Source organism: Halomonas sp. THAF5a (assembly GCF_009363755.1).
In the GTDB taxonomy this organism is placed as follows: Bacteria; Pseudomonadota; Gammaproteobacteria; order Pseudomonadales; family Halomonadaceae; genus Halomonas.
The window spans coordinates 2506706-2528954 of sequence record NZ_CP045417.1 but is presented as its reverse complement, the minus strand read 5'-3'; the positions used below and the strand labels follow the sequence as shown (position 1 = coordinate 2528954).

The window sequence follows — 22249 nt, the reverse complement described above, 5'->3', positions numbered from 1 at the left end:
GCGCCAAGGCCGTGTGGAACAGTGGGTAGGAGTCAATGAACGCAATGGTGAAGAGAAGGGTGCACGTGGCGGCGGCCGCCATCATCAGTGCCGACGGCAGTGAGGTACTGCTCGCCCGTCGTCCCTCCAACGTCGATCATGGCGGCCTCTGGGAATTTCCCGGCGGCAAGCTGGCACCCTACGAGACCGGCCTGGAAGCGCTCAAGCGCGAGCTCCACGAGGAGCTGGGCGTGGAGATCCGGCGCGCCCAGCCGCTGATCCGCATCCACCATGAGTATTCCGACAAGCACATCCTGCTGGATGTCTGGCAGGTGCACGACTTCGCCGGCGAGCCGTTCGGTCGCGAGGGACAGGCCGTGCGCTGGGTGCCCATGAGCGAGCTGGTGAATTACCCCTTCCCGGCGGCCAACCTGCCGATCCTGCGGGCGGTGATGCTGCCCACGGAGTACCTGATCACCGGCGAACAGGCCGACGAGGCGCGCTTCAAGGCGAGCCTCGAGCGCGCCCTCGACGAGGATGGCGTGCGCCTGGTGCAGCTGCGGGCCAAGTCGCTCGGCGAGGCGGACTACCTGAGCCGCGCCGAACAGGCCCTCGAGCTCTGTCGGGCGCGGGGCGCTCGGCTGGTGCTCAACGGCGAGCCGTCGCTGCTCGAGGCCGTGGACGCCGACGGCATCCACCTGACCAGCGATCGCCTGATGAGCCTGGAGCGTCGTCCCGTGGCCGAGGCCAAGTGGCTCTCCGCCTCGACCCATGATCGCCGTCAGCTGGATCATGCGCGCCGCATCGGCTGCGACTTCGTGACCCTGTCGCCGCTGCGCACCACGCCCTCGCACCCCGAGGTGGCGCCCATCGGCTGGCACGACTTCCAGCAGCTGGTGGAGCATGCCGGCATGCCGGTCTTCGCGCTGGGCGGCATGACCCGCCATGACGCCCACCACGCGCGCGCCGTGGGCGCCCAGGGCATCGCCTCGATCCGCGATTTCTGGAAGTAACTCCCGCCCGGGATGACGGTGCAAGCGAAACGCCCCCGACGGCCTGGCCGTCGGGGGCGTTTCGCGTCGGTGCCTCGGGCGGGCGTCAGTCGCGGTAGCGGCGCACGAGGTCCCCGTAGGCGTCGACGCGCCGATCCCGCAGGTAGGGCCAGATGCGTCGCACCTCCTCGCTGCGCGCCATGTCCAGCGTCACCAGCATGCGCTCGGCCTCCTCGCCGGCATGGGCCAGCAGCTCGCCCTGGGGGCCGCAGATGAAGCTGCCGCCCCAGAAGTCGATGCCCGGCGTGGCCCCGGAGGGATCCGCCTCGTGGCCGACCCGGTTGGCGACGATCACCGGCAGGCCATTGGCCACGCCGTGGCTGCGCTGGATCAGGGTCCAGGCCTCCTTCTGGCGCTGCTTCTCCGGGGCGTCATCCGGCGGATGCCAGCCGATGGCGGTGGGGTAGAGCAGCAGTTCTGCGCCCGCCAGCGCCATCAGCCGCGCCGCCTCCGGGTACCACTGGTCCCAGCACACCAGCACGCCGAGCCGACCCAACGAGGTGTCGATGGGGGTGAAGCCCTGGTCGCGGTCCGGGTCCTGGTCGCCGGGGGTGAAGTAGAACTTCTCGTAGAAGCCCGGGTCGTCGGGAATATGCATCTTGCGGTAGTGGCCCACCCGGCCGCGATCGCGGTCATAGACCACGGCGGTATTGTGGTAGAGGCCGGGCGCGCGGCGCTCGAACAGCGAGCCCACCAGCACGATGTCGAGCTCCCTGGCGAGCGCCGCCAGCCGGGTGCCGGTCGGCCCGTCCAGGGGCTCGGCCAGGTCGAAGACGTCGGTGTCCTCGGTCTGGCAGAAGTAGTGGGTGGCGTGAAGCTCCTGGAGCATCACCAGCTGGGCGCCGGCGGCGGCCAGCTCGCGGATGCCGGCCTCGCTCTCGGCGAGGCTTTCGGCCTTGTCGGGCCAGGCGGGCTGCTGGACCAGGCCGACCTTCAGATGACGGGACATGGTGAACTCTCCACGTTGGATATGTCTCGAGGCGGATGCGGCGACCGCTTGCCGAGGGGCGCGATGACGGCTTCCCTGTCCGCTACCGACGCCGTTCCCTGGCGTCGGCCCCCTCTGCGGCCTGTCCCCGGTGCCTCGCGTTTCAAGCCTTGGCAGCCGGCTCGGTCCCCAGGCTGCCGCGGGGCAGCTGCATGGTCAGGCAGTGCAGGCTGCCGTGCTGGCGAATCACGCTCAGGCAGTCGATGGGCACGATGTCGCGGCCCGGAAAGGCGCCGGCCAGGGCGGCCAGCGCCCGGCTGTCGGCGGCGTCGCCGTAGGTCGGCACCAGCACGGCGCCGTTGATGATCAGGAAGTTGGCGTAGGTGGCCGGCAGGCGATGGCCGTCCACCGGGTCATGGCAGGCGCGCGGCCAGGGCAGCGGCACCAGCCGGTAGGGCGCGCCGTCGGCGCGGCGCAGGGCCTTGAGCTCCGCCTCCATGGCGGCGAGCGCCGGGTAGTGGGGGTCGGCCGGATCGTCGCAGCGCACGTAGGCGAGGGTGCCCGGGTCGCAGAAGCGCACCAGGGTGTCGACATGGCTGTCGGTGTCGTCGCCCTCCAGGTGGCCGTGGGCCAGCCACAGCACCCGTGTGACGCCGAGCTCCTTCCTCAGGCGTGCCTCCATGGCCGCCCGGTCGAGCCCGGGGTTGCGGTTGGGGTTGAGCAGGCAGGCCTCGGTGGTCAGCAGGGTGCCCTCGCCGTCGGTCTCGATGGCGCCGCCCTCCAGGACCAGGTCGTGCGAGGTGAGCGGGCAGGCGAAGGCGCCGGCCTCGGCCAGGCGCCGGGTCAGGGTGTTGTCCCGGGCGGCCTCGTACTTGCCGCCCCAGCCGGTGAAGACGTAGTCGAGCAGCCGCGGCGCGTCGTCCTCGGCCACGGCGAGCGGGCCGTGGTCCCGCGCCCAGGTGTCGTCGGACGGGGCGACCATCAGCCGCAGGCGGGCCGGGTCGACGCCCAGGCAGGCGAAGCGCCGGGACAGGTGAACGCGGGTGGCCGCGTCCGGCACGGCGATCAGCACGGCCTGGTAACGGGTGATGGCCACCACCATGGCCTCCAGGGTCGCCTCGATGCGCTCGAGCAGGGGCGCCCAGTCGCTGTCGGGGCCGGGCCAGGTGAGTTGCACAGCATCCTGGGGATGCCATTCGGGAAGCAGGCGATGGGCCATGGGACGAGTCTCGTGCGGGGCGTGACGGCGCAATGTAGGCCGCCGTCGCCAATGATGCAATCATCGCGCAAGCGCCCGCCGGCGGCGATGCAGGCGCGGGCAAAAAACCGTACCATGGGCGCCCGCCGACAAGGAACGTTCTCATGCTCGACCGTCTCCCCATCCTGATCGGGTTGCGCTACGTGCGGGCCAAGCGTCGCAACCACTTCATCTCCTTTATCTCGCTGACCTCCATGCTGGGCCTCATGCTCGGGGTCGCGGTGCTCATCCTGGTGCTCTCCGTGATGAACGGCTTCGATCACGAGCTGCGCACCCGGGTGCTCGGCATGGTGCCGCACACCAAGATCGAGTCGCCGGGCGGACTCACCGACTGGCAGCCCCTGGCCGAGCGCCTCGTCGAGCGCGAGCGGGTGGTCGGTGCCGCCCCCTACGTGGAGCAGCAGGGCATGTTCTCGGTGGGCGGCCGCAACGAGGGCGCCATGGTCAACGGCATCGATCCCGCCTGGGAGAGCCGCGTGTCGATCGTCGACGAGCACATGCGCCAGGGCCGCCTCGACGACCTCGAGGCCGGCGAGTGGAACGTGGTGCTGGGCTCGATCCTGGCCCGCCGCCTCGGCGTCGGGGTAGGCGATCGCGTCACCCTGCTGGTGCCCGAGGCCTCGATCACGCCGGCCGGGGTCTTTCCCCGGCTCAAGCGCTTCACGGTCAGCGGCATCTTCAGCGTCGGCGCCGACCTGGATGCCGCCCTGGCCTACGCCCATATCGAGGACATGCAGACCCTGGCGCGGCTGGGCGACGCCGTGGGCGGCCTGCGCCTGGAGCTCGACGACCTCTTCGCCGCCGGCAGCGAGACCCGCGCCATCATCGACGAGCTCGGCGCCGGCTACCGGGGGCTCGACTGGACCTACTCCCATGGCAACCTGTTCCAGGCGATCCAGATGGAGAAGCGCATGATCGCGCTGCTGCTGACGGTGATCATCGCCGTGGCGGCCTTCAACATCGTCTCCACCCTGGTGATGGTGGTCACCGACAAGCGCGCCGACATCGCCATCCTGCGCACCATCGGCGCCACCCCGCGCTCGATCATGGGCATCTTCATCGTCCAGGGGCTGGCGATCGGGGTGATCGGCATCCTGGTCGGCGTCACCCTGGGCGTGCTGCTGGCGCTCACCGTCTCCGACCTGATCGGCTGGGTGGAGAGCACCTTCGGCATCCACTTCCTCGATGCCGGCGTCTACTTCATCAGCGAGCTGCCGTCGCGACTGATCTGGTCCGACGTGCGCAACATCGTCGCCGCGGCCTTCATCCTGACCTTCCTCTCGACCCTCTATCCGGCCTGGCGGGCCGCGCGGGTCCAGCCTGCCGAGGTACTGCGCTATGAGTGACACGGCCATGACGCCCCGATCCGGTGCCCCCGGCCGAGCCGGGCGGGTGATGCTCGAGTGTCGGGACCTGACTCGGGTCTATCGCGAGGGGCCGCGGGATCTGACCGTGCTCGACGGCCTGGAGATGCGGGTGCAGGCCGGCGAGCGGGTCGCCGTGGTCGGCAGCTCCGGCTCCGGCAAGACCACGCTCTTGAACCTGCTCGGCGGACTGGACCAGCCCAGCCGCGGCGAGGTGAGCATCGCCGGCGAGTCGCTGCGCTCGCTCAACGACGCCGACCTGGGGCGCTTTCGCAACCGCCACATCGGCTTCGTCTACCAGTTCCACCACCTGCTGGCGGAGTTCACGGCGCTGGAGAACGCGGCCCTGCCGCTGATCGTGCGCGGCCAGCGCAAGCGCCAGGCCGAGGCGCGCGCCCGGGAGCTGCTGGAGCGCGTCGGCATGGCCGAGCGGGCCGATCACAAGCCGGGCGAGCTCTCCGGGGGCGAGCGCCAGCGGGTGGCCATCGCCCGGGGGCTGGTCACCGACCCGAGCCTGATGCTGATGGACGAACCCACCGGCAACCTCGACCAGACCACCGCGGCGAGCATCCTGGCGCTGATGGACGAGCTGGCGGCCAGCGCCGCCTGCGCCTTCGTGATCGTCACCCACGATCCGGGCCTTGCCGCTCACCAGGATCGGGTGCTCAAGCTTGACGGCGGGCGCCTGGTCGAGGCGCCGCCCGGCGCCTGAACGCATCCCGTCAGGCAGTGCAGCAGCGGCCGGCGCCATGGCGCCGGCCGCTGGCGTTCGGGATCACGGGTCCTGGGCGGCCTCGCGCGAGCGGCGCCGCCGGCGGGTGCGCTGGCGCCAGCTACGTGACACCTGCCAGCGCCAGATCAGGCGGATCGCCAGGTTGGCCAGCGCGGCGGTGACCACCGCCGCCACCAGCGACCCGAGCGCCAGCGCCGGCAGGATCTCCCCCAGCTGCTCGGCGATCCACTGGGTGGAGAGCCTCTCCGGCGCCGGGCGGGCCGGCGTGTCCAGCAGCCAGGCGCCCAGGCGATAGTTGCCGAAGAAGATCAGCGGCATGGTCAGCGGGTTGGTGATCCAGACGAGGCCGATCGACAGCGGCAGGTTGCAGCGCGCCATCCAGGCGCCCAGGGCGGCCACCAGCATCTGGAAGGGGATCGGCAGCAGGGCGCTGAACAGCCCCACGGAGAAGGCGTTGGCCACGCTGCGACGCGTCAGCACCCACAGCGAGGGATTGCCGATCAGGTGGCCGACCATGCGCAGGGAGCGCCGGCGCCGGAGGGCATCGGGATGGGGCAGGTAGCGCTGCAGGAGTCTGCGCGGCATGAAGACGAGCTCGCGGCGTCGAAACCCGGGCTATTATCCATAGAAGTCGCCCGCCTCGCCATGATGCGTCTCGCCGGCGCGATGGAGGTCGGGGCGCCCGCTCGCCGTTCAGGGACGACATCATGCCGCTGGGTCTGGCCCTGCCCCTGGCGCTCGCCGTGCTCCTCGGCGTGCTGGGAGGCCAACTTGCCGCACCGGGCAGCGCCGAGCTGCTCGCCCTGGCCTGCCTGGCGGCCCTGGCAGGGCGCCGTCCGCGCCTCGCCCTGGGGCTCTTGGCGACGGCCCTGGTCGCCGGGCAGCTGCTCACGCTGCGCGGCGGCGAACTCGCCCCCGGCCTGACTCGCCAGGACCTGCACCTGGAAGGGCGCCTGGTCGAGGTGGATCGCGACGCCGGGCTCACGCGCCTGATCATGGCCGTCGACGAGTGTCGCGCCCCGGAGCCTGTCCTGCCGACCTGTGACGACCTGTCGCGCGTGCGACTCGCCTTCTATGAGGCGCCTGGGCTGTTGCCCGGTGAGCGCTGGACGCTGACGGCGCGCCTGCGTCCGCCATCCGGGTTCGCCAACCCCGGCGGCTTCGACTACGGCGCCTGGCTGCGACGGGAGGGCATCCAGGCCAGCGGCTATGTGCGTCGCGACCCGCTGCCGACACGACTCGTCGAGGCCGGCCCCTCGCTGCGCCGGCAGGCCCTCGCGCACCTCGACGCCCAGGCGTTGCCGCCGCGCCAGGCGCGCTGGCTGGCGGCGCTGACCCTGGGGGCCAGCGAGCGCCTCGAGCGGGCCGACTGGGACCTGCTCAACGCCAGCGGCACCACCCACCTGGTGGTGATCTCCGGCCTGCACGTCGGGCTGGTGGCGACCTTCGCCCTGTGGCTCGCCCGCGGGGCGGCCCGGCTGGTCACGCCGGGAGCCTGGCGGCTGGCGGTCTGGCCCTGGTGGGTCGCCGCCGCCTCGGCGGCGGGCTATGCCGGCCTCGCCGGCCTGGAGCCACCGGCGCTGCGCGCCATGATCATGACCCTGGTGGGGCTCTGGGTGGCCAGCGGCCGCCACGCCCCCGGTCCCTGGCAGGCCTGGTGGCTGGCGCTCGGGCTGGTGCTGCTCCTCGACCCGCTCTCGGCCTGGCGGCCCGGTCTCTGGCTGTCGTTTTCCGCCGTGGCGCTGCTGATCCTGATCTGGCAGGGGAGGGCCCGTCCGCGGGGCCTCGGTGGCTGGCTGTGGGCGCTGGTGCGCACCCAGCTGCTGCTGGCGCCGCTGATGGGCGCCGCCGTGCTGCTCGCCTTCGACCGGCTGGCCCCCACGGCGCCGCTGATCAACCTCGTCGCGGTGCCCCTGGTCAGCACGCTGATGGTGCCGCTCGGCCTGCTCGGCTGGCTCACCGCCTGGCTGCCCCCGCTCTCGGCGCTCTGCTGGGGCCTGTTCGGCCGGCTGGTGGAGGCCCTGGCCGGGCTGCTCGCGATGGCGGTCGCCTGGCAGCCCCTGTGGCAGCCGGCGTCGGCGTGGGTGGTGCCCCTCGGCCTGGCGCTGGGGGCGGCGGGCCTCCTGTGGGCGCTGCCGGGACTCGCGCTGCGCCTGCGCCTGGCGGCCACGGCGTCGCTGCTGCTGGTGCCGCCGGGCCTGCCGGCCCCGTCGCCGGCGCTTGCCGAGGGGCAGCTGCGGGTGCGAGTCCACGATGTGGGGCAGGGCCAGCTGATCGAGCTGCGCACCGCCGGCTATCGCGTCCTCTATGACACCGGGCCGCGCTTCGCCTCGGGCTTCATGCCCCTGGCCGGGCTCTGGCCGCCGGGCCAGCGCTTCGACGAGGTCATCGTCAGCCACGCCGACCAGGACCATGCCGGCGGGCTGCCGGCCCTCGTCGAGGCGCACCGGGTGGGGCGCCTGCTGGCGCCTCCCGGCGAGGCCCTGGGGCGTCCGGCCAGGCCCTGCGCGGCGGGGCATCGCTGGCAGCGTGACGGGGTCCGCTTTCGCATCCTCTGGCCGCCCCCGGAGACCGCCGGGCTCTCCGCCAACGACCGCTCCTGCGTCCTGCTGGTGCGCGCCGGTGCCCAGCGGCTGCTGATCACCGGGGACGTCGGCCGCGAGGCCGAGCGGCGCTTCCTCGGGGAGGTGGCGCCGGGGATCACGCTGCTGGTGGCGGGCCACCACGGCAGCGTCACCAGCTCCGGGCTCCCGCTGGTGCGGCGCCTGGCCCCGCGCCACGTGATCTTCAGCGCGGCGCGCCACAACGCCTTCGGCCATCCGGCGGACCGCGTCGTGCGACGCTTCCGGGCGGTGGGCAGCTGCCTCTGGAACACCGCCCAGGACGGCGCCGTGACCCTCTGGCTCGGCGACGGCGCGCCCCCGGGGATCCGCGCCGAGCGGTCTTCCGACTGGCGGCGCGGCGGTGTCGGTGGCGGCTGCCTTGCGTTAGAATCGCCCCACTGATGCCGGCCCGCGGGCCGGCCCCACCCGGGGAGAACGCCATGGACATGATGGATGCCCTGATCGCCGGCGGCTGGCTGATGGTGCCGCTGCTGGGCTGCTCGCTGCTGGCCTCGGTGATCATCATCGAGCGCCTCTGGACCCTGCGCGCACGCCGCATCGCCCCCCGGGGGCTCGGCCAGGAGGTCTGCCAGCTGGTGGCGCGGGGACAGGTCAACCTCTACTGGCTGGAGGCGCACTCGCCGCTGGGCGGCGTGCTCGCCGCCGGGCTGCGCAATGCCCGGCTCGGCCATGAGCAGGTGCGTGCCCGGCTCCAGGAGGCGGCGACCGCGGTGATCCACGACATGGAGCGCTTCCTGAGCCCACTGGGCACCATCGCCGCCATCACGCCGCTGATCGGCCTGCTGGGCACCGTGGTGGGCATGATCGAGGTGTTCGCGGTGATCGTCGGCGGCGACGGGGCGAGTCGCACCGAGGACCTCGCCGGCGGCATCTCCCGGGCCCTGGTGACCACCGCGGCCGGCCTGACCGTGGCGATTCCCGCGCTGATGTTCCACCGCTACTTCCAGCGCCGGGTCGAGGACATCACCGTGCGCATGGAGGAGCAGGCCGGCCAGGTGGTCGAGTACCTCGCCCACTACCCGGGGGAGCTGGTCCTGGCCGAGCGCCACGGTGACGAGGCGCGTCCGGCCTCCCGCGACGACGAGCGGCGCGAGGCGGACGGGCGCAACTCGCCGCGGGTGAGGTCGTCGTGAGATTCCCCCGGCGACGGCGCGACCCGGTGGAGGTCAACCTCACGCCGCTGATCGACGTGGTCTTCCTGCTGCTCATCTTCTTCATGGTCTCGACCACCTTCGAGACCCGCCAGGCGCTGGAGCTCGAGCTGCCCGAGAGCGCGAGCGGCCAGCCGATGGAGGCCGCGCCGGTGACGCTGGTGGTCACCGCGGCGGGCGAGTATCGCCTGGGCGAGCGGGTCCATACGGCCGGGACCCTGGGCGACGCCCTGGCGGCACAGGCCGAACAGGCCCGCGAACACGGCCTCGTGGTGGAGGCCGACGGGCGGGCCGCCCATGCCGACGTGGTACGCGCGCTGGATCGGGCCGCCGGTCTCGAGATCCGGCACGTGCGCATCGCCACCGAGGCCGTTGCAACCCCTCAAGCGGAGACACCGTGATCCAACATTCCGGCTGGACCCTCTACAAGCGCCTGCTGGCCTATGTGAAGCCCCACTGGCGCGCCTTCGGCCTGGCGATCCTCGGCTACGTGATCTACGCCGCCTCGAGCACGGCACTGGCCGAGATGATGAAGCGACTGATCGACGGCATCCAGGACCCCGACGCGGACTTCCGGCTCTTCCTGCCGCTGTTCGTGGTGGGCATGTTCGCCGCGCGGGGCCTCGGCACCTTCCTCGGCACCTACTTCATGAGCAGCGTGGCCAGGAACCTGGTCCATGCGCTGCGCTGCGACGTCTTCAACCACATGCTGCACCTGCCGGGGCGCTTCTTCGACGCCCACTCCTCGGGCCACCTGATCTCCCGGGTCACCTACCACGTCGAGCAGGTCACCGGGGCCGCCACCAAGGCGGTCACCATCCTGCTGCGCGAGGGGCTCTTCGTGGTCGGCCTGGTCGCCTACCTGCTGTGGACCAACTGGATGCTGACCCTGCTGTTCCTGGCGGTCACCCCGCTGATCGGCGGCGTGGTCAGCTATGCCAGCAAGCGCTTCCGGCGCATCTCGCGGCGCATCCAGCGCTCCATGGGCGAGGTGACCCACGTGGCGGCCGAGGCGCTGTCCGGCTACCGGGTGGTGCGCACCCACGGCGCCGAGGCCTTCGAGAAGGCCCGCTTCGCCGAGGCCAGCGAGGTCAACCGGCGCCAGAGCATGAAGGAGGCGCTCACCAAGGCCACCAGCACGCCGGTGATCCAGCTGCTGGTGGCGGTGTCGCTGGCGGTGCTGGTGTGGCTCGCCATGTCGCCGGCGCTGATGGCGGACATGACCCCCGGCGAGTTCGTCGCCTTCATCACCGCGGCCTCGCTGATGGCCAAGCCGGTGCGCCAGCTCACCGAGATCAACGCCACCATCCAGAAGGGCATCGCCGCCGCCGGCGAGCTCTTCGGGCTGCTCGAGGAGGCGCCCGAGCCGGACACCGGGACGCGGGATCCCGGCCGCCTCGAGGGGCGGGTCTGCTTCGAGGGGGTGCGCTTCGCCTACGGCGACGACCAGCCCGAGGTGCTCAAGGGGATCGACCTGGAGGTCGCGCCCGGCGAGATGGTCGCCATCGTCGGTCGCTCCGGCAGCGGCAAGTCGACCCTGGTCGGGCTGCTGCCGCGCTTCTACCGCCCCACGGCGGGACGGCTGTTGATCGACGGGGTGGAGCAGGGCGAGTACCGCCTGGCCCCGCTGCGCCGCCAGATCGCCCTGGTCTCCCAGCAGGTCACCCTGTTCAACGCGAGCATCGCCGACAACATCGCCTACGGCGTGACGGACGCCGACCCGGCGGCCATCGAGGCCGCGGCCCGGGCCGCCCATGCCCATGAGTTCATCGAACGCATGCCCCACGGCTACGACAGCGTGGTGGGGGAGAACGGCCTGATGCTCTCCGGTGGCCAGCGCCAGCGCCTGGCCATCGCCCGGGCGATCTTCAAGGATGCCCCGCTGCTGGTGCTCGACGAGGCGACCTCGGCGCTGGACACCGAATCCGAACGCCACATCCAGGCGGCCCTGGAAGAGGTCTGCAAGGGCCGGACCACCTTCGTCATCGCCCATCGCCTCTCGACCATCGAGCGGGCCGACCGCATCCTGGTCATGGAGCAGGGCGAGATCGTCGAGGAGGGCTCCCACGACGAGCTGCTGGCCCGCGACGGCGCCTACGCGGCGTTGCACCGGCTGCAGTTCCAGGAGTCCGAGCCGGCATGAGCGGCCTCGGCGAGCGCTGGCTGACGGCGGCCTATCGTGGCGACGCCTGGCTGGGCGTCCTGCGCCCCCTGGAGGCGCTCTACCGCCTGGCGGTGCGCCGTCGCGCCGCGGCCTACGCCTCGGGGCGCAGACCGATATGGCGGGCCCCGGTGCCGGTGATCGTGGTCGGCAACGTCACCCTGGGCGGCACCGGCAAGTCGCCGCTGGTCGCCTGGCTGGGGCGTCACCTGGCCGAGCGGGGCTGGACGCCGGGCATCCTCTCCCGGGGCTATGGTGGCCATAGCGACCGCTATCCGCTGCTGGTCGACGCGCAGACGCCGGTCGCCGCCTGCGGCGACGAGCCGCGCATGCTGGCCGATCAGACCGGCCTGCCGGTGGTGGTGGACCCGGACCGGCCGCGCGGGGCGCGGCGCCTGCTCGAGGCGGGCTGCGATATCCTGATCGGCGACGACGGCTTGCAGCACCTGGCGCTGGGCCGCGACCTGGAGCTGGTGGTGGTGGACGGCCGCCGCGGCCTCGGCAACGGCCGCTGCCTGCCGGCGGGCCCGCTGCGCGAGCCTGCTTCGCGGCTCGAGCGCGTGGATGCGGTGGTGATCAACGGCGCGCCCATCGTCGCGCCGCCCGCGGGGGCCCACCGCATGGCCCTGGAGCCCGCCGCCTGGCGCCGCCTGGGCGATGGCCGGCGCTTCCCGCTCTCGCCCCGGCCCTTCGCGGGGCCCGTGCATGCCATCGCCGGGATCGGCCATCCGCCGCGCTTCTTCGCGACCCTGGCGGAGCAGGGGGTCGAGGCGATCCCCCACGCCTTCGCGGACCATCACCGCTACACGGCCGAGGAGCTGGCCTTCGGCGACGACCGGCCGCTGGTGATGACCGCCAAGGACGCGGTGAAGTGCCGGGGGCTGGCGCCCGACGAGAGCTGGGTGCTCGAGGTGGAAGCGCGCCCCGATGCCGGCTTCGTCGACTGGCTGGCGCGGCGGCTGGACGGCCTGTCATCATCTCATCCGTCGCCCGGCGAGACCCGGACGTCGACCTGAATCACCACGAGGGGGAAGTCATGGACAAGGAACTGCTGGCAATGCTGGTCTGCCCGCTGTGCAAGGGCAAGCTTAGGTACCATCGCGAGGCCCTCGAGCTCGAGTGCCGCTTCGACGGGCTCGCCTACCCGATCCGCGACGGCATCCCGGTAATGCTGCCCGAGGAGGCGCGGGCCATGAGCGTCGACGAGACGCTGCACGACTCGCCGGGACGCACGGGGGAGGCGTGATGAGCGGTGACGACGCCTTCATCGCGGTGATTCCCGCCCGTCACGCCTCCTCGCGCCTGCCCGGCAAGCCGCTGGCGGAGATCGCCGGGGAGCCCATGGTGGCGCATGTCTGGCGGCGCGCCGGCGCGAGTCGCGCGGCGCGGGTGGTGGTGGCCACCGATGACGCGCGCATCCGCGAGGCCCTCGCGCCCCTCGGCGCCGAGGTGGTGATGACCCGTGACGACCACCCCTCCGGGACCGATCGCCTGGCGGAGGTGGCCGAGCGCCTGGGGCTCGCCGACGATGCCGTGCTGGTCAACGTGCAGGGCGACGAGCCGCTGATCCCGCCGGCGCTGATCGACCAGGTCGCCGACCGGCTGTTCGACGATCCCGAGGCCTCCATCGCCACCCTGGCCGAGCCGATCAGCGATGTCGAGACGCTCTTCAACCCCAACGCGGTGAAGGTGGTGCGCGCCCTCTCCGGGCGGGCGCTCTACTTCTCCCGGGCGCCCATCCCCTGGGATCGCGACGCCTTCGCCCGGCGTCCCGAGCGGCTCGAGACCGACGCCTGGCTGCGCCACATCGGCCTCTACGCCTATCGGGCGGGCTTTCTCGCCGACTACCGCGACTGGCCGCCGTCGCCCCTGGAGCAACTCGAACAGCTCGAGCAGCTGCGCGCCCTCCACCACGGCCATGCCATCCAGGTCGCCCTGGCCCGGGTCCCCCATCCGGCCGGCGTCGACACCGAGGCCGATCTCGCGCGGGTCCGCGCGCTGCTCGAGGGCCAGGACCGCGAGGGAGATGCCTGATGCGCGTGCTCTTCGTCTGCCTGGGCAACATCTGCCGCTCGCCCACCGCGGAGGGGGTCTTCCGCGCCCATCTCGAGCGGGCCGGCCTCGCCGCGCGGGTCGAGGTCGACTCCTGCGGCATCGGCCCCTGGCACGTGGGCAAGGCGCCGGACGCCCGCGCCCGGGAGGCCGCCCTGCGCCGCGGGATCGACCTCTCCGCGCTGCGGGCGCGGCAACTCGCCGCCGAGGACTTCGCGCGCTTCGACTATGTGCTCGCCATGGACCACGACAACCTCGCCGCCATCGAGGCCCAGCGGCCGGCGTCCAGCGAGGCGGTCGTCGGCCTCTTCCTCGCCTACGCCGGCTGGCCCGAGCGCGCCGTGCCCGATCCCTACTTCGGTGACGAGGGCGGTTTCGAGACGGTGCTGGATCTGATCGAGGAGGCCTCCCGGGGGCTCGTGGCCGAGATCGCCGCGCGCCTGGAGGCCACGCCTTGAGCCTGATGCTCCACGCCGATCACCCCCTGACCGACGCCAACACCCTCGGGCTGCCCTGCGTTGCCGAGCGCTACGCGGCGCCGGCGACCCTCGACGCGCTGCGCGAGGCGCTGGCCCTGGCGCGGCGGCACGACTGGCCGCTGACGGTGCTCGGCGGCGGCAGCAACCTGATCCTGCCGGCGCGGTTGCCGGGGCTGGTGCTCCAGCCGGCCATGGCGCAGTGGTGGCTCGAGGAGCGCGATGACGGCATCCGCGTGCACGCCGAGGCGGCGGTGGAGTGGCACGCCCTGGTGATGGCCCTGGCGAAGCGGGGGCTCTGGGGCGCCGAGAACCTGGCGTTGATCCCCGGCCACTGCGGGGCGGCGCCGATCCAGAACATCGGCGCCTACGGCGTCGAGCTCGGCGACCTGCTCGAGGCGGTCCACCTGGTATATCTCGATGACGGCCGGGAGGCCGTGCTGTCTGCGTCCGACTGCGCCTTCGGCTACCGGGACAGCGTCTTCAAGGGCGCGCTGTCGGGGCGCATGGTGATTACCCGGCTGGTGCTGCGCGTGTCGACCGAGCCGCGTCCGCGGCTGGGCTATGGCGACCTCGCCGGCCGGCTCGATCCCGCACCGACGGCCCTCGAGGTGGCCGAGGCGGTCTGTGCGATCCGCCGCGAGAAGCTCCCCGATCCCGCGACCCTCGGCAACGCCGGCAGCTTCTTCAAGAACCCGCTGGTCGACGGCGAGCACGCCCGCCGGCTGCTGGCCGAGCATCCCGACCTGCCGCACTTTCCCCAGCCCGATGGGCGCGTCAAGCTCGCCGCCGGCTGGCTGATCGATCGCTGCGGGCTGAAGGGCTGGCGCCGGGGCCACTTCGGCGTGCATGACCGCCAGGCCCTGGTACTGGTGCACTTCGGCGGGGGCAGCACCGAGGAGCTGCTCGGCTTCGCCGGCGAGGTAGCCGCCCGGGTGCGGGAGCGCTTCGGCGTCGTCCTCGAGCGCGAGCCGCGTCGCGCCGGATAGCGCCAGGCGAGTTCACTTCCCCGTCGAGCCGATCGGCTCTCCCTAAACGACAACGCCCGCAGCCATGGCTGCGGGCGTTGTCGTTGGAGCGGGGCGGGGATCAGCCCTGCTGGCCGTCCTGGGCCTTGGCCTCCTGCTCGCGGCGGCGGATCTCGCGCGGATCGTTGTGCGCGCGACGCCCCCGGCGGCGAGAGGCCTTGGCGGCGGGCTGAGGCTCAGACTCGGCCTTTTCCTCGGCCGGCTTCTGCTCCGGCTTGGCTTCGGCGGGCTTCTGCTCGGGCTTGGCCTCGGCCGGCTTCTGCTCGGCCTTCGGTTCCGGCTTGGCCTCGGCGGCCTTCTGCTCGGCCTTCGGCTCGGCTTTCGGTTCGGGCTTAACCTCGGCGGGCTTCTGCTCGGCTTTTTCCTCGGCCTTGGGCTCCGGCTTGGCCTCGGCGGGCTTCTGCTCGGCTTTTTCCTCGGCCTTGGGCTCCGGCTTGGCCTCGGCCGACTTCTGCTCGGCCTTCGGCTCGGACTTGGCCTCGGCGGGCTTCTGCTCGGCCTTCGGCTCGGGCTTGGCCTCGGCGGGCTGCTGCTCGGCCTTCGGTTCCGGCTTGGCCTCGGCCGGCTTCTGCTCGGCTTTCGGCTCGGCCTTCGGCTCGGACTTGGCCTCGGCGGGCTTCTGCTCGGCCTTCGGCTCGGACTTGGCCTCGGCGGGCTTCTGCTCGGCCTTCGGCTCGGACTTGGCCTCGGCGGCGGGTTTCTGCTCGGCCTTCGGCTCGGACTTGGCCTCGGCGGGCTTCTGCTCGGCCTTCGGCTCCGACTTGGCCTCGGCGGCGGGTTTCTGCTCGGCCTTCGGCTCCGACTTGGCCTCGGCGGCGGGTTTCTGCTCGGCCTTCGGCTCGGACTTGGCCTCGGCGGGCTTTTGCTCGGCCTTCGGCTCCGACTTGGCCTCGGCCGGCTTCTGCTCGGCCTTCGGTTCGGGCTTGGTCTCGGCCGGCTTCGGCTCAGCATTGGCCTCGGCCGCTACCGGGGCATCCTTGGGCGCCTCGGCGGCTTCGGCCTGCAGGCGCTGCTGCTCGGCCTCGGCCTTGGGGTTGATGGCGTGCTTGCGCGTGCGGTTACGCGGGTTGTTGCGTGTCCGCTTCGGCTTGCCATCATCCACCGGCTCGCTGGCCGCCGGCTTGTCCGCACGCTTGTCGCTCGGCTTCTCGGCAGCCTTCTCGGCGGGCTTGTCGCTCGGCTTCTGGCGGCGCGCCTCCTCGCGGAGCTTCTCATCGCGAGGCTTGTCGTCACGCGCCTTGGGCGCGTCCTGCTGGCGCGGGGCCTGGCGGTTGTCGTCCTGGCGGCCGCGCCCACGGCCGCCGCGGTTGCCGCGATTGTCACGCCCTTCGGCGCCGCTGGCCTTGCCCTCGTCGCGCCCGCCGTCCTGGCGCGGGGTGCCGCGACGCTGGTCGTTGCGCTGACGACGCTGGCGGCCGCCGCGGTCGTCGTCACGGGCGGCGGGCTTGCGCGCCGCCTGGTCGCCGGCTTCCGTCGACTCGCTGCGGCGAGCGGCGGGTGCCTTCTCCTGGCCGGCGGGGGTCTCCTCGCCGCCGAGCAGCTTGGCCAGCCCCTTGACCAGGCGGCCGAGGACGCCGCCCTCGGGCTCGGCGGCCGGCTTCGCGGTCGGCGCCTTGGCGGTTGGTGCCTTGGCACCGGAGGCCTTAGCCGCGCTGGGCTTGTCGGCGGTCGGGGCCTTGGCGGCCGGCGCCTGGGCCTCCTCCTTCTGCAAGGAGGCGGGGGCGGGCTCGTGGTGGATCACCGTCTTGACTGCGGCCTCGGCGCGCTGGACCGGCTTGCCGAAGGCGGCCTCCGGCTCCTTGCCCACCTCGGTGTCGGTGGAGAGCTCGAAGCTGGAGAGGTTGGCGGTGCCTTCCTCGTCGACGTGGTCGTCGCGCAGGCGCTGGACGTCGTAGTGGGGCGTGTCCATGTCGGGGTTGGGCAGCATCACCACGCGCACGTCCTGGCGGCGCTCGATCTCGGCCAGCACGCTGCGCTTCTCGTTGAGCAGGTAGGTGGCCACCGGCACCGGCAGGATGGCGCGGATCTGGGCGCTGCGCTCCTTCATGGCCTCTTCCTCGATCAGGCGCATGATGGAGAGCGAGAGGGAGCGCACGTCGCGGATGGTGCCCTGGCCGTCGCAGCGCGGGCAGACCACGCCGCTGGTCTCACCCAGGGACGGGCGCAGGCGCTGGCGGGACATCTCCATCAGGCCGAAGCGCGAGATGCGCCCGATCTGGACCCGGGCGCGATCGAGCTTCAGGGCGTCGCGGGTGCGGTTCTCGACCTCGCGCTGGTTGCGTGCCGGACTCATGTCGATGAAGTCGATGACCACCAGGCCGCCGATGTCGCGCAGGCGCAGCTGGCGGGCGATCTCGTCGGCCGCCTCCAGGTTGGTCTGCAGCGCGGTCTCCTCGATGTCGCTGCCGCGGGTGGCCCGCGCCGAGTTGATGTCGATGGAGACCAGGGCTTCGGTATGATCGATGACGATGGAGCCGCCGGAGGGGAGCTTGACCTCACGCTCGTAGGCGGTCTCGATCTGCGACTCGATCTGGAAGCGCGAGAAGAGCGGGACCTCGTCGACGTAGAGCTTGATCTTCTGCTGGTAGGAGGGCATCACCTGGCGGATGAAGGCCAGCGCCTCCTGGTGGATCGCCTCGTTGTCGATCAGCACCTCGCCGATGTCCTGGCGCAGGTAGTCGCGCATGGCGCGGATGATGACGTTGGACTCGCGGTAGATCAGGAAGGGGGCGGCGCGCTTGCCGGCCTCCTCGGTGATCGACTCCCACACCTGGACCAGGTAGTCGAGGTCCCACTGCAGCTCCTCGGGGGAGCGGCCGATGCCGGCGGTGCGCACGATCAGGCCCATCTTGTCGGGCACGGTCAGCTGGCTCATGGCCTCCTTGAGCTGGCTGCGCTCCTCGCCCTCGATGCGCCGCGAGATGCCGCCGGCTCGCGGGTTGTTGGGCATCAGCACCAGGAAGCGGCCGGCCAGGCTGATGAAGGTGGTCAGCGCCGCGCCCTTGTTGCCGCGCTCCTCCTTGTCGACCTGGACGATCACTTCCTGGCCCTCCTTGAGGACCTCCTTGATGCTGGGGCGCCCGGAGGGCTCCTTCAGGAAGTAGTCGCGGGAGACCTCCTTGAGGGGGAGGAAGCCGTGACGGTCGGCACCGAAGTCGACGAAGGCGGCTTCGAGGGAGGGTTCGACGCGGGTGATCTTGCCGCGGTAGATATTGGCTTTCTTCTGTTCCCGGGCCCCGGACTCGATGTCCAGGTCGTAGAGGCGTTGTCCATCGACCAGTGCGACGCGCAGCTCTTCGGGCTGGGTCGCATTGATGAGCATCCGTTTCATGTCGTCTCACAAATATGGACGTGCCGGATGACGGTCAACGACGAAGGCGAACCGCTGGCTGCAGCGTGCCTGTGCTCAGCGCATGTCGCGGATGCGGTATAGCGCCCGGCCGCCCCGGAGCATCCTTGCACAATGGATCCGACACGGCATGATCATGTTGAGTACGGGGCGGTGGCAGGACATGTCACGGTGGGTCATCGCCCATCCGGTTCTGCGGTCACCGCCAACACCTGGCATTCATCGATTCGCCAACGCCGGCCTCCGGCACGTTGTTATACGTATCCCAGGGTCTCCGATCGTGCCGCAGCGGACGCGACCGGAGCCGGGCGTGGCGTAGTATCGTTTGCTTGTCGGCGGCGGGACCTCGGATTGGCGAGGATCTTCGCGGCCTGATCTTTTCGCCTCGGCCTGCGTGTCTGTCGTGCAGGCGCGCTATCGGGTCGTCACGACCCATTGAGGCGAGCTGGCAATATACCAGTAACGGGGGTGGCCAGCAATTGGCGCAGGATGGCGCGCACTGCGTTAGAATGCGCCTTTCGAGCGGGTTTTGAGTGGAGTGCGGCATGGCCGAAGGGCGCGACGTGCAGTGGGTGGAAGTGACCGAGGGTCAGGTCGGCCAGCGGGTCGACAACTTCCTGTTGACGCGCATGAAAGGAGCGCCGCGCGCGCTGATCTACCGCATCGTGCGCAAGGGCGAGGTGCGGGTCAACAAGAAGCGAGTCAAGGCGGATACGCGCCTGGCGCTGGGCGACCTGGTGCGCATCCCGCCGCTGCGCCTCACGCCTCGCGAGGCGGTGCGCGAGGTCAGCGACAACCTGCGCAACCTGCTGGCCGGCAGCGTGCTGGTCGAGGGGCGCGATTGGCTGGTGATCAACAAGCCCTCGGGGCTCGCCGTGCACGGCGGCAGCGGCGTCAAGATCGGCCTGATCGAGGCGCTGCGCCAGGTGCGCGAGGACCTCGACTTCCTCGAGCTGGTGCACCGCCTGGATCGCGACACCTCCGGCTGCCTGCTGCTGGCCAAGTCGCGCCCGGCGCTGCTCGCCCTCAACGAGTCGCTCAAGCATCACAAGATGGACAAGCGGTACCTGGCCCTGGTGGCCGGGCGCTGGCCGGCGCGGCGCGACTTCGTTAGCGCCCGGCTCGACCGCTACGAGCTCGGCAACGGCGAGCGGCGGGTGCGGGTCGACGCGGCCGGCAAGGTGGCCCGCACCCGCTTCGCGGTGCGCGAGACCTTCGACAAGGTGACCCTGGTCGAGGCCGAGCCGGTCACCGGGCGGACCCACCAGATCCGCGTGCATGCTGCCCACGCCGGGCATCCGCTGCTCGGCGACGACAAGTATGGCAGTCGAGAGAGCCAGCGCCTGGCGGCGGGGCTCGGCGTGTCGCGACTCTTCCTGCACGCCGCCTCGCTGACCTTTCCCGAACCCACCAGCGGACGCCCCGTGCAGATCAAGGCGCCGCTCCCCGACGACCTCGAGGCGGCGCTCGGCAAGGCGCGCCGCGCTCGCTGACAGGAGCCCCCATGCGTTATCGACTGGCCATCTTCGACTGGGATGGCACCCTGATGGACTCCATCGCCCGCATCGTCGCCTCCATGCAGGCCGCCTCCCGGGACGCCGGCTGGGGCGAGCTCGAGGCGGGCGCCGTGCGCAACATCATCGGCCTGGGACTGCCCGAGGCGATCGCCACGCTCTGTCCCGGCATCGATCCCGAGCGGGCCGAGCGGCTCCGGGCCCGCTACGCCTACTACTTCGTCGAGGGCGACGCCACGCCGATGCGCTTCTACCCGGGCGTCGAGGCGGGACTCGCCCGGCTGCGCGGCCGGGACGGACAGCGGCTGGCGGTGGCCACCGGCAAGAGTCGCCGCGGACTCGACCGCATCTTTCGCGAGAGCGCCAGTGGCCACTGGTTCCACGCCAGTCGTACCGCCGACGAGACCCTCTCCAAGCCGCACCCGCGCATGCTCGAGGAACTCCTCGCCGAGCTCGGCGTCGATGTCGGCGAGGCGGTGATGGTCGGCGACACGGAGTACGACCTGGAGATGGCCCGGGCGCTGGGCATGGACCGTGTCGCGGTGACCTGGGGGGTGCATGCCCCGGAGCGACTGGCCGCCAGCCGTCCGGTGCTCACCGCCGAGAGCGTGCCCGAGCTCTTCGACTGGCTGCACGGCTAGGGCGCCGGCCGCCCGGCGCCGCCTCGGTCCGCCCGACAACGACCCGTCCTTTAAGGGAAGCAATGCCATGAGTGATGACGACAAGCGAGACGATCGCTGGACGACGGGCCCGGAGCTGACGCCCGAGCAGGCGCGCCAGGCGCGTGAGCGGGCGGACGGTGCCGCGACGGGCGAGGCCGGGCCGGCCGGCAACGAGGATGCCGAGACCCTGCGCGAGCGCCAGCGCCTGGCGCAGCTGGCGATGATGGACCGCTGGATCGATGGGGTGCTCGTCGAGCAGCGCCGCGCTCGGCGCTGGAAGCTCTTCTTTCGCTTCTTCTTTGCGCTGCTGATCCTCGCCTCGCTCTCGACGACCCTCTATGGGCTCTTCGTGGCGCCGGGGGCCTCGGCCCCCGCCGAGCGTCACCTCGGCGTCGTCGAGGTCAAGGGGGTGATCGACAGCGAGTCACCGGCCAGCGCCCAGCGCGTCATCGAGGGGCTTGAGCGGGCCTGGAAGGCCGACCAGGCCGAGGCGGTGGTGCTCCACCTCAACAGCCCCGGCGGCAGTCCGGTGCAGTCCCAGCGCATCTTCGATGCGGTGATGCGGCTGCGCGAGCAGGGCGACAAGCCGATCATCGCGGTGGTCGAGGATATCGGCGCCAGCGGCGCCTACTACGTGGCGGCCGCGGCGGACGAGATCATGGCCGCCCCGGCCAGCCTGGTGGGGTCGATCGGGGTGATCCACGCCGGCTTCGGCTTCGAGGAGGCGATCGAGCGCCTCGGGGTGGAGCGGCGCGTCTTCGCCGCCGGGGAGAACAAGGCCTTCCTCGATCCCTTCTCCGACGTCTCCCGCGCCCAGCGCCAGTTCTGGCAGGAGGTCCTGGCCACCACTCACCAGCAGTTCATCGACGACGTCCGTGCGGGGCGCGGCGGGCGCCTGGCCGACGACGAGCGGCTCTTCAGCGGTCTGATCTGGACGGGCGAGCAGGCAAGGGAGCTCGGCCTGGTGGACGAGCTCGGCAGCCTGGACACCCTGGCGCGTCGCTTCGATGGGGCGCGGCTCAAGGACTACACGCCGCGCCTCGATCCCCTGGAGCGGATCTCCCGCCGGTTCGGGCGGGTCGCCGCCGAGTGGCTGGGGCTGCCCCAGTCCGCGGCGCCGGTGCGCTATCAGCTTCACTAGCTTGACGCTGTAAGGGCACCGCTTCGCGGCGGGAAGCTTGAAGATAGCGCCTGGTCACTCGATGGGGAGCGATATGCTCTCTTCCAGCTTCCCGCTTACGGCTCGCCCAGCGGGTCGAGTCCGGCCTCGCGAAGCATCGCGCAGAGCCGTATCAGCGGCAGGCCGATCAGGGCGTTGGGGTCATCACCCTCGAGGCGCTCGAAGAGCGTGATGCCCAGGCCCTCCATGCGGAAGCTGCCGGCACAGTCCAGTGGCCGTTCCCGGGCCACGTAGGTCGCGATCTCCCGCGCCTCCAGGTGGCGAAAGACCACGTCGAAGGTCTCATGGCAGACGCGATGCCGGCCGCGTCCGGTGTCGATCAGCGCCAGGCCGGTAAGAAAGCGCACCCGCCGGCCGGAGAAGCGGGCCAGCTGGGCGCGGGCCGCGGCCTCGTCGCCGGGCTTGCCGAGGATCTCGCCCTCGAACAGCGCCACCTGGTCGGAGCCGATGATCAGGTGGTCGGGGTGGGTCGCCGCCAGCCGCTCCGCCTTGGCCAGTGACAGGCGGTGGACCAGGGGCTCGGGCGCTTCCCCCGGGCGCGGCGTCTCGTCGATGTCGGGGCTCTCCCAGGCGTAGGGGAGGGCGAGTCGGTCGAGCAGCTGGCGGCGCCAGCGAGAGCCCGAGGCAAGGACCAGGCGGGGCATGAAGGCTTCCTCTGCGGTGGGGCGAATGGGCGCGGGGCGCGACGGCGTCGAGCGCTCGGGCCGGCCATTGTAACCCGGGGCAGGGGTGGCTTTG

General features: G+C 71.8%; 20 protein-coding genes. 15 read left to right on the top strand and 5 right to left on the bottom strand.

All coding sequences use genetic code 11. From position 1 onward, the window contains the following. The first annotated feature begins 44 nt into the window (after positions 1-44). Positions 45-992 (top strand): Nudix family hydrolase, encoded by a 948-nt coding sequence (locus FIU83_RS11395; RefSeq protein WP_152484154.1) that lies wholly within the window; start codon positions 45-47, stop codon positions 990-992. An 85-nt stretch (positions 993-1077) separates the two neighbouring features. On the opposite strand, the gene FIU83_RS11390 is transcribed toward FIU83_RS11395, so the two are convergent. Together FIU83_RS11390 and FIU83_RS11385 are read right to left on the bottom strand one after the other, a co-directional pair. Next, positions 1078-1980, bottom strand: a complete 903-nt coding sequence (locus FIU83_RS11390; RefSeq protein WP_152484153.1) for a carbon-nitrogen hydrolase — start codon at positions 1978-1980, stop codon at positions 1078-1080. A gap of 142 nt (positions 1981-2122) precedes the next feature. Further along, positions 2123-3178 (bottom strand): agmatine/peptidylarginine deiminase, encoded by a 1056-nt coding sequence (locus FIU83_RS11385; RefSeq protein WP_152484152.1) that lies wholly within the window; start codon positions 3176-3178, stop codon positions 2123-2125. A gap of 143 nt (positions 3179-3321) precedes the next feature. On the opposite strand from FIU83_RS11385, the gene FIU83_RS11380 reads away from it, so the two are divergent. After that, entirely contained in the window at positions 3322-4563 is a 1242-nt protein-coding gene (locus tag FIU83_RS11380) for a lipoprotein-releasing ABC transporter permease subunit (protein WP_152484151.1), read from the top strand. A 7-nt stretch (positions 4564-4570) separates the two neighbouring features. Next, a complete protein-coding gene (locus tag FIU83_RS11375; RefSeq protein ID WP_253939458.1) occupies positions 4571-5293 on the top strand; it encodes an ABC transporter ATP-binding protein in 723 nt (240 codons plus the stop codon). A 63-nt stretch (positions 5294-5356) separates the two neighbouring features. On the opposite strand, the gene FIU83_RS11370 is transcribed toward FIU83_RS11375, so the two are convergent. Next, on the bottom strand, positions 5357-5899 hold the full coding sequence (locus FIU83_RS11370; RefSeq protein WP_152484149.1) for a DUF2062 domain-containing protein: 543 nt from the start codon (positions 5897-5899) through the stop codon (positions 5357-5359). 122 nt (positions 5900-6021) lie between these two features. Between FIU83_RS11370 and FIU83_RS11365 the strand changes: the two genes are divergently transcribed. Genes FIU83_RS11365 through murB form a run of 9 tightly spaced genes read left to right on the top strand, consistent with a single transcriptional unit; the run spans position 6022 to position 14767 of the window. Beyond that, on the top strand, positions 6022-8319 hold the full coding sequence (locus FIU83_RS11365) for a DNA internalization-related competence protein ComEC/Rec2 (protein WP_152484148.1): 2298 nt from the start codon (positions 6022-6024) through the stop codon (positions 8317-8319). A 38-nt stretch (positions 8320-8357) separates the two neighbouring features. Next, complete coding sequence (locus FIU83_RS11360; protein WP_152484147.1) at positions 8358-9071, top strand: MotA/TolQ/ExbB proton channel family protein; 714 nt, start codon at positions 8358-8360, stop codon at positions 9069-9071. Further along, the gene (locus FIU83_RS11355; protein ID WP_152484146.1) at positions 9068-9490 is read left to right on the top strand and encodes a biopolymer transporter ExbD; all 423 of its coding nucleotides are present in this window, start codon (positions 9068-9070) and stop codon (positions 9488-9490) included. Before FIU83_RS11360 ends, FIU83_RS11355 begins: the two co-directional genes overlap by 4 nt. Beyond that, a complete protein-coding gene (gene msbA / locus FIU83_RS11350) occupies positions 9490-11232 on the top strand; it encodes a lipid A export permease/ATP-binding protein MsbA (protein ID WP_152485344.1) in 1743 nt (580 codons plus the stop codon). Before FIU83_RS11355 ends, msbA begins: the two co-directional genes overlap by 1 nt. After that, complete coding sequence (gene lpxK / locus FIU83_RS11345; RefSeq protein WP_152484145.1) at positions 11229-12266, top strand: tetraacyldisaccharide 4'-kinase; 1038 nt, start codon at positions 11229-11231, stop codon at positions 12264-12266. The genes msbA and lpxK overlap by 4 nt, the downstream gene beginning before the upstream one ends. Positions 12267-12286: 20 nt before the next feature. Continuing rightward, a complete protein-coding gene (locus tag FIU83_RS11340) occupies positions 12287-12496 on the top strand; it encodes a Trm112 family protein (RefSeq protein ID WP_152484144.1) in 210 nt (69 codons plus the stop codon). Further along, the gene (gene kdsB / locus FIU83_RS11335; RefSeq protein ID WP_152484143.1) at positions 12496-13284 is read left to right on the top strand and encodes a 3-deoxy-manno-octulosonate cytidylyltransferase; all 789 of its coding nucleotides are present in this window, start codon (positions 12496-12498) and stop codon (positions 13282-13284) included. Before FIU83_RS11340 ends, kdsB begins: the two co-directional genes overlap by 1 nt. Next, entirely contained in the window at positions 13284-13760 is a 477-nt protein-coding gene (locus FIU83_RS11330) for a low molecular weight protein-tyrosine-phosphatase (RefSeq protein WP_152484142.1), read from the top strand. The genes kdsB and FIU83_RS11330 overlap by 1 nt, the downstream gene beginning before the upstream one ends. Before the next feature lie 5 nt (positions 13761-13765). Further along, positions 13766-14767, top strand: coding sequence for a UDP-N-acetylmuramate dehydrogenase (gene murB / locus FIU83_RS11325; protein WP_172976123.1), 1002 nt, complete (start codon positions 13766-13768; stop codon positions 14765-14767). Between the two features lie 100 nt (positions 14768-14867). On the opposite strand, the gene rne is transcribed toward murB, so the two are convergent. Continuing rightward, positions 14868-18137 carry a ribonuclease E gene (rne, locus tag FIU83_RS11320; RefSeq protein WP_152484140.1) on the bottom strand — a complete coding sequence of 1090 codons (3270 nt, stop codon included), beginning with the start codon at positions 18135-18137 and terminating at the stop codon, positions 14868-14870. A gap of 563 nt (positions 18138-18700) precedes the next feature. Between rne and FIU83_RS11315 the strand changes: the two genes are divergently transcribed. The 3 genes from FIU83_RS11315 to sppA all read left to right on the top strand — a co-directional run bounded on the left by FIU83_RS11315 (position 18701) and on the right by sppA (position 21472). After that, on the top strand, positions 18701-19648 hold the full coding sequence (locus FIU83_RS11315) for an RluA family pseudouridine synthase (RefSeq protein ID WP_152484139.1): 948 nt from the start codon (positions 18701-18703) through the stop codon (positions 19646-19648). An 11-nt stretch (positions 19649-19659) separates the two neighbouring features. Further along, on the top strand, positions 19660-20310 hold the full coding sequence (locus tag FIU83_RS11310) for an HAD-IA family hydrolase (RefSeq protein WP_152484138.1): 651 nt from the start codon (positions 19660-19662) through the stop codon (positions 20308-20310). Between the two features lie 67 nt (positions 20311-20377). Next, positions 20378-21472 carry a signal peptide peptidase SppA gene (gene sppA, locus FIU83_RS11305; protein ID WP_152484137.1) on the top strand — a complete coding sequence of 365 codons (1095 nt, stop codon included), beginning with the start codon at positions 20378-20380 and terminating at the stop codon, positions 21470-21472. Positions 21473-21567: 95 nt separating this feature from the next. Here the strand turns inward: sppA and FIU83_RS11300 are convergent, their stop codons facing one another. Continuing rightward, positions 21568-22155 (bottom strand): nucleoside triphosphate pyrophosphatase, encoded by a 588-nt coding sequence (locus FIU83_RS11300; RefSeq protein WP_152484136.1) that lies wholly within the window; start codon positions 22153-22155, stop codon positions 21568-21570. Positions 22156-22249: the final 94 nt, after the last annotated feature.